The following is a 7,000-nucleotide window of genomic DNA, read 5'->3' as shown; positions in this document are numbered from 1 at the left end:
TTCCGCCCACTCCACGTGAGTCGATCCGCCGCGCGCCGCCGTGTTGTAGTCATCCGGTGCCTGCAGGTTCCCTCGCCCGGCGGGCGGCTTCCGCCCGGGATGCCGACCTTGGTGCCCGGGCCCCCCGCCGCGTAGATTTGCACCTCGAAGCGGAGCCATGCTTCCGCACGCACGCACCGACGCACTCCCGCACCGTCTTGCTCGACGCCATTCTCCGCCCCCGCTCCATCGCCGTGATCGGCGCGAGCCGAAAGCCGAACACCATCGGCTACCAGATCCTGGAAAACCTGGTGCGCCACGGGTTCAGCGGGGCCGTGTATCCCGTGAATCCCACGGCCGCCTCGGTGCACTCCATCCGCGCGTACCCGTCCGTGGACGCCATTCCCGACGAGGTGGACCTGGCGCTGATCGTGGTCCCCAAGCAGCACGTGCTCGGCGCCGCGGAGGCGTGCGGCCGCAAGGGGATCAAGGGGCTGGTGGTGATCTCGGCCGGCTTCGCGGAAATCCGCGGCGCGGGCATCGAGCGGCAGAACGCGCTGATGGAGATCGTGCGGCGCTACGGGATGCGGCTGGTGGGCCCCAACTGCATGGGCGTGCTGAACACCGCGCCGGGGCTGTCGATGAACGCCACCTTCGCGCCCACGATGCCCCCCGCCGGGCCGGTTTCGTTCATGAGCCAGTCGGGGGCGATGGGCGTCACCATCCTGGACTACGCGGCCGAGTACGGCATCGGCATCTCGCAGTTCGTGTCCGTGGGCAACAAGCCCGATGTCAGCGGCAACGACCTGATCCAGTACTGGGCCGACGACGAGCGGACGGGCGTGATCCTGATGTACCTGGAGAACTTCGGAAACCCGCGCCGCTTCACGCAGCTGGCGCGGGAGATCACACGGAAGAAGCCCATCATCGCCGTGAAGTCCGGCCGGTCCCGCGCCGGGGCACGCGCGGCCTCGTCGCACACGGGCGCGCTGGCGGGCACCGATGCCGCCACGGACGCGCTGCTGCGGCAGTGCGGGGTGATCCGGGTGGACACGGTGGAGGAGATGTTCGACCTGGCGATGGCGTTCAGCCACCAGCCCATCCCGCGGGGCAACCGCGTGGCCATCGTCACCAACGCGGGCGGCCCCGGCATCATCATCGCCGACGCGTGCGAGGCGCACGGGCTGGCGGTGACGGAGCTGACGGAAGAAACGCGCGCCACGCTGGCCGCGCACTTCCCCGAGGAGGCGTCGCTCGCCAATCCCGTCGACATGATCGCCAGCGCCACGGCGCAGAGCTACCGGATCGCGGTGGAGGCGGTGCTGGCGGACCCCAACGTGGACGCGGTGATCGCCACGTTCGTCCCGCCGCTGGGTGTGCGCCAGGAAGACGTGGCCGAGGCCATCGTGTCCGTGGCAGGCGGCAGCGAAAAACCCGTGATGGCCGTGCTGATGGGCCGCGAGGGGCTGCCGCAGGGCCTGGCCGAGCTGAACGCGGCCGGCATCCCCGGCTTCCGCTTTCCCGAGTCCGCCGCCCGTGCGCTGGCCGCCATGTACCGGCAGCGCGAGTGGCTGGAGCGTCCCGTGGGCCACGTCCGCGCCTTCGATATCGATCACCGCGCGGTGGCGGAAATCATCGCCGCCGCGCGCGCAGAGGGCCGCGCGAAGCTGTCGGAAACGGAGGTGATGCGGGTGCTGCAGGCGTACGGCATTCCCGTCGCGCCGCACCGCGTCGCGCGCTCGGCGGACGAGGCGGCGGATGCGGCGCGGGAGATCGGCTGGCCGGTGGTGCTGAAGGTCCTTTCGCCGAAGATCATCCACAAGTCCGACGTGGGCGGCGTGGTGGTGGGCGTGGAGGACGAGGCGGAGCTGCGCGCCGCGTATCAGCGCCTGACGACGGAGGTTCCGGAGCGCGCCGGGATCGGCGCGGGGGAGGTGGATGGCGTGCTGGTGCAGAAGATGGTGTCGGGCGGCAAGGAAACCATCATCGGCATGACGCAGGACCCGCAGTTCGGCCCCGTGCTGATGTTCGGACTTGGCGGGATCTACGTGGAGGCGCTCAAGGACGTGGCCTTTCGCGTGCAGCCGGTGACGGACGTGGACGCGGCGGAGATGGTGCGGTGCATCCGCGCGTTCCCGCTGCTGGAAGGCATCCGCGGCGAGCCCGCGTCGGACCTGGGCGCCATCGAGGAAGCCGTGCAGCGCGTGTCGCAACTGGTGGCGGACCACGATGCCATCCGCGAGATGGACGTGAATCCGTGGCTCGCCTTTCCCGAGGGCGGCGTAGCGGTGGATGGCCGCATCCGCATCTCGATCTCGTAGGTACTTCCGCACTCACGCCCCAAACATCCAGCCCGAGACGCGTCCGCCGGGGCGGCCCCTCCCCCGGCCCCTCCCCCGGCCCCTCCCCCGGCCCCTCCCCGCACGGTACTGCTGTGCGGAGAGGGGAGAACTTCGATCGGGGTTCGACTGACTGCCTCGCATGCCTCGGCAGCCCCCTCCCCCCGGCCCCCGGCCCCCGCTGCGCAGGGGAGGGGGAGACCTGAACTGCGCTCCGGCTGGCCCCGTGCACTCGACTCGCCCCCTTCCCCCACGGCTGTTTGCGGGGAAGGGTTGGGGCTGGGGGGCGCCGGCCCGAGCACCGGCTCTGCCGTGACGCACCAAGCCCCCGAAGTGTACCCCCTCTCCCACGCTGTTTGTGGGAGAGGGTCGCACGCGTGTCAGCGCGGCGGGGTGAGGGCCCCACGGCAGCCGGGGCCCGCCGCGAAGATGCGGAGCAACGGCCGTATCAGCACGGCCGGGGTGAGCGCCCGCGCAGCCTAGCCGGACGACGCGCCCCACTGTATGTTGTGCGCCGACTTGCTGACCTGGGACAGAAACCTACGAGGGACATATGGCTGGCTGGGGCACGCTCTTCCGCAATATCGCCGTCTTCGGGCTGCTGGTGCTGGTGGTGTATTTCGTATGCCTGTGGATGATTCGCCTGGAAGACCGCCGCACCGCCCGCAAGGGACCACGGCTCTAAGCCCGTCGTAGCCGGCGCCGCTTTCCCGCCGTATCCACCGGGCGGGGAGCGCCTCCCGCACTGCTCCATCCCGCATCAGCGCTGGCCCGCACGGGCCGGCGCTTTTGTCTGGTCATGATCCGAATTCTTGCGTTTCCCCGCCGTCACGGCTAACCATTCACCATCCCCTCCGGTTGTTCCCCCGGATGTTGTCCGTTCGCGCGAGGGCGTGCACGGCCGCCCCCTCACCCGCCCCGACGTGCCCGATCGCAGCGCCCGCAGCCATACCGACTGGTCCCGGCTGTCGGCCCGCACCCTGGGCGTGCCGGCCGCGCTCCTGCTGTCGCGGGCGCCCGACGGCACGCGGGTGGAGCGCCCGCATGGCGACCCGTCGCTGCTGGACGCGCTGCGGGCGGGGATGGAGCGGGCGATGGCGTCCGCCGAGCCGCAGGCCGCCGCCGGCGCGCTGGCCGTGCCGGTGCGGGACGCCAGCGGCACCGTGCTGGGCGCGCTGGGCGTGGCGGAACCCGGACGGGCGTGGAAGCAGCCGGAGCTGGGACTGCTGATGGAGCTGGCCGCGGGCGCCGCCGCCGAGCTCGCCGCGCGCGACGCCATGACGGCCCTGCGCGACAGCGAGGAGCGCTTCCGCGCCATGTTCGAGGGCGCGGCCATCGGCGTGCTGGTGGTGACCATGGACGGCCGCATCGTGCAGACCAACACCGCCTACCGCGAGATGGTGCGCCTGGGCGAGAAGGAGCTGCACGGGCTGGAGTTCTGGAAGCTCAACCATCCCGACGACGCGGACGGCAGCCTGTCGCTGTTCCGCGACATGGCCGCCGGACGGCGCAACTCGTATCGCGTGGAAAAGCGCTACCTGCTCCCCAGCGGAACCACCATCTGGGTGCACCTGGCGGCGTCGGCGGTGCGCGACGGGGCGGGAAAGCCGCGGTTCTGCGTGGCGATGGTGGAAAACGTCACCGGCCGCAAGGCCGCCGAGGAGCGCCTGCGCCACGACGCCCTTCACGACGCGCTTACGGACCTTCCCAACCGTACGCTGTTCGGCACGCGGCTGGCCCAGGCCGCGGCGCGCACAGGCGAGGACGGCACCCCGCGGCCCTTCGCGGTAGTGTTCCTGGACCTGGAGCGCTTCAAGCTGGTCACCGACTCGCTGGGCCACCTGAAGGGCGACGAGCTGCTGCGGATCGTGGCGGCCCGGCTGCTGGCGTGCGTGGGCCCGGCCGACACGGTGGCGCGCTTCGGAGGCGACGAGTTCGTGCTGCTGCTGGACGGGGTGGCCGACCCTGCCGAGGCGGGCCGGCGCGCGGAGCAGATCCAGGCCGCGCTCTCGGCCCCCGTCAGCCTGGGCGGATACGAGGTGTTCACCTCGGCCAGCATCGGCGTGGCGCTCTCGGGCGACGCCGGGGGCCATCCGGACGAGCTGCTGCGCAACGCCGATGCCGCCATGTACCACGCCCGCTCGCTGGGCGCCGAGCGCTTCGCCGTCTTCACCCGCTCCATGCACCACGAGTCGCTGCGGCGGCTTCAGCTGGAAACGGACCTGCGCCAGGCGGTGCGCCGGGGCGAGTTCCGCCTGGTCTATCAGCCCATCGTGGAGCTGGCGACGGAGCGCACCGTGGGATGGGAGGTGCTGGTGCGCTGGCACCACCCGGAGCGTGGGCTGGTGGGGCCGGTGGAGTTCATCGGGGTGGCCGAGGACACGGGGCTGATCGTGCCGCTGGGGCGCTGGGTGCTGCGCGGGGCCTGTCGGCAGCTGGCCGCGTGGGAGGCGGAGTTCCCGGGTGACGAGCCGCGGTTCGTGTGCGTGAACCTGTCTGCGCGGCAGTTCGGCGACGCGCGGCTGCTGCAGGAGGTGGAGGCCGCCGTCGGCGAGCACGGGCTGCGCCCCGGGAGCCTGAAGCTGGAGCTTACCGAGAGCACGGTGATGCGCGATCCCGACCAGGCCATCCCCCTCCTGCGCCGCTTCCGCGCGCTGGGCATTCCCATCTACCTGGACGATTTCGGCACCGGCTACTCGTCGCTCAGCCTGCTTCACCAGCTGCCCCTGGACGGGCTGAAGATCGACCGCTCCTTCGTGCAGCGCCCGGACGGCACGGCGGTGGTGCAGACCATCGTGGCGCTGGCCCGCAGCCTGGGCGTGGCCATCGTCGCCGAAGGCATCGAGGAGCCCGCGCAGTTCGCCGCGCTGCGGGCCATGGGGTGCGAGTACGGCCAGGGCTACCTCTTCGCCCGGCCGCAGGACCCCGAGCAGGTTCCCGCCTCCCTCCGCCGCCCGGTCGCCGCGGCCGCGTCCTGATCCGCCATCGCATGGACGAACGAAAGCGGGCGGAGACCGGTGTGGTTTCCGCCCGCTGCGCTCCGGTGCCGGCGATACTCAGAAGTAGAGCACCGAAACCATCACGCCCAGCGCAAGCATGAAGGACAGGAGCATCGTCAGCGCATAGTCCGCCACCAGAAAGCCGGCGAGCCGGAGGCCGGTTTGCACGCGGGTCGCACCGGGGTACAGGCGGATGATGGCGGCGCCGATGTACCCGACCCCCGCCACCTGCGCCGCGATGATGAAGGGCCACGTGCCCAGGTACGCCAGCGGGATCAGCAGGATGCAGGTGATCCACATGGAGTTCGTGATGCTGGCCATCGTCAGCATGTGATCGCCCACGGGGCGCGACCGGTCCATCCGGCGCAGCAGGGCGGCGAGGGGAATCAGCATCACCGCGCTGATCAGCGGCAGCAGCATGTTCATCCGCTGGCCGAAGCGCTCGTTCATCATCTCCAGCGAAATGCCGTTGCCCGCCGCCACCTTCGCCATCGCGGCAAGCTGGTCGGGGGTGGCCTGCGACCCCAGCTCGAAGGAGTGGGGCTGCACCGTCGTCAGCAGCAGGATGTACGCGCCCGCGAGCAGGAAGAAAAGCCGGAAGGGCCGCACGTAGCCCTCGTCGTTGTCACCGCGAACGGACTGCGCCACCTTCAAGGGGTGCAGCAGCAGGTCGCGCATGGTCCGCACCGCGCTCTTGTCGACGCCGAACAGTTCGGAAGCGCCTTCCTTCAGCACCTCCACCGTCCGCGCGGGCGTTCCGTCGACGGCGCGGCCGCAGTCGCCGCAGAATCGCGTTGCGTTCATGGTGCCGCACGCGGGGCAGGCGCGCAGGCCGGAGATGGCGACTGTGGTTTCCATCAGGGCAGGAAGATCGGGGATGGGCACGGCGGGTGCGCGGAATATCACCCGGAAGCGCCGGATGCGGAAGCCCCCCGCGCCGCAATAGCGATCAACCGCTTGGGATGATGTCGATGAAAACGTTCTGTGCGCTCCTGGCCCTCGCCCTCCTCTCCACCGCGTGCGGCGGGGGCGGATCCGCCGCGGGCGGCGCGGCCCGGGACACGCTGCTTTCCCCCGCCGAGACGCCGCCCGACAGGGCGTCACCCCCGGCGCGGGATGCGCGGGGAAGGGTCATCTTCGATCCGGCCCGCGTGCGGGTGGGCGACACGGTGGCGGGAATGGTCCTGGAATCCACGGACATCGCGCAGTCCATGCCCGACGGCGAGTGGGTGGGCAGCGTGCGCTTCGCCGGGCAGACGACGGTTTCGGGCATCACCCGGGCGCACCCGGACGACCCCGACTCGCCCGCCCTCTGCTTCGAGCTGGACCGCGAATCCGCCATCCGCCTTCCCCGCTTTTCGGGAGATGAGCGCATCGGATGGTTCTGCTTCGAGGAGCCGGCGGAGGCGCGCCGTCTGCTGGGCGCCGCGCCCCCGAAGAAGGTGCGCGCCAGCATCGTCATCGACCGGTACACCTACTCGTGGTCGCATTCCGACGTGGTGAACGAGGCGCACCTGGCGCGCGTGGTGGTGAAGCAGAACGTGCGGCGCTGATCGTGCGCTCCGCGCGCCGCGGCACTATCGTGTGCCGCCCACTGCACCGAGGCCCCGCACCCGTTCTGCTGATGCGACCGCTGATCGTTCTCGCCCTGCTCCTGTTCGCCCGCGCCCTCCCCGCGCAGGG

5 protein-coding genes are annotated in these 7,000 nt (G+C 71.2%); 4 read left to right on the top strand and 1 reads right to left on the bottom strand.

What is annotated here, in order from left to right; all coding sequences use genetic code 11:
• Positions 1-197: 197 nt before the first annotated feature.
• The 3 genes from VIB55_RS03830 (at position 198) to VIB55_RS03820 (ending at position 5,296) form a co-directional block, all read left to right on the top strand.
• Complete coding sequence (locus tag VIB55_RS03830) at positions 198-2,300, top strand: acetate--CoA ligase family protein (protein WP_331875345.1); 2,103 nt, start codon at positions 198-200, stop codon at positions 2,298-2,300.
• 571 nt (positions 2,301-2,871) lie between these two features.
• Positions 2,872-3,003 carry a hypothetical protein gene (locus VIB55_RS03825; protein WP_331073933.1) on the top strand — a complete coding sequence of 44 codons (132 nt, stop codon included), beginning with the start codon at positions 2,872-2,874 and terminating at the stop codon, positions 3,001-3,003.
• 238 nt (positions 3,004-3,241) lie between these two features.
• Entirely contained in the window at positions 3,242-5,296 is a 2,055-nt protein-coding gene (locus VIB55_RS03820) for a putative bifunctional diguanylate cyclase/phosphodiesterase (RefSeq protein WP_331875344.1), read from the top strand.
• A 78-nt stretch (positions 5,297-5,374) separates the two neighbouring features.
• Here VIB55_RS03820 and VIB55_RS03815 read toward each other — a convergent pair whose 3' ends face one another.
• The gene (locus VIB55_RS03815; protein ID WP_331875343.1) at positions 5,375-6,175 is read right to left on the bottom strand and encodes a hypothetical protein; all 801 of its coding nucleotides are present in this window, start codon (positions 6,173-6,175) and stop codon (positions 5,375-5,377) included.
• A 113-nt stretch (positions 6,176-6,288) separates the two neighbouring features.
• Here VIB55_RS03815 and VIB55_RS03810 point away from each other — a divergent pair, with 113 nt between their 5' ends.
• A complete protein-coding gene (locus VIB55_RS03810; protein WP_331875342.1) occupies positions 6,289-6,870 on the top strand; it encodes a hypothetical protein in 582 nt (193 codons plus the stop codon).
• The last annotated feature ends 130 nt before the right edge of the window (positions 6,871-7,000 follow it).

It is taken from the genome of Longimicrobium sp., from assembly GCF_036554565.1.
Classification (GTDB): Bacteria; Gemmatimonadota; Gemmatimonadetes; order Longimicrobiales; family Longimicrobiaceae; genus Longimicrobium.
The sequence above is the reverse complement of the archived record's forward strand: the minus strand, read 5'-3'. Positions and strand labels throughout refer to the sequence as shown.

Excerpts from the sequence above, each read along its gene's own strand:
- VIB55_RS03825 (WP_331073933.1), top strand. The coding sequence starts at position 2,872 with ATGGCTGGCTGGGGCACGCTCTTCCGCAATATCGCCGTCTTCGGGCTG.
- VIB55_RS03815 (WP_331875343.1), bottom strand. The coding sequence starts at position 6,175 with ATGGAAACCACAGTCGCCATCTCCGGCCTGCGCGCCTGCCCCGCGTGC.
- VIB55_RS03810 (WP_331875342.1), top strand. The coding sequence starts at position 6,289 with ATGAAAACGTTCTGTGCGCTCCTGGCCCTCGCCCTCCTCTCCACCGCG.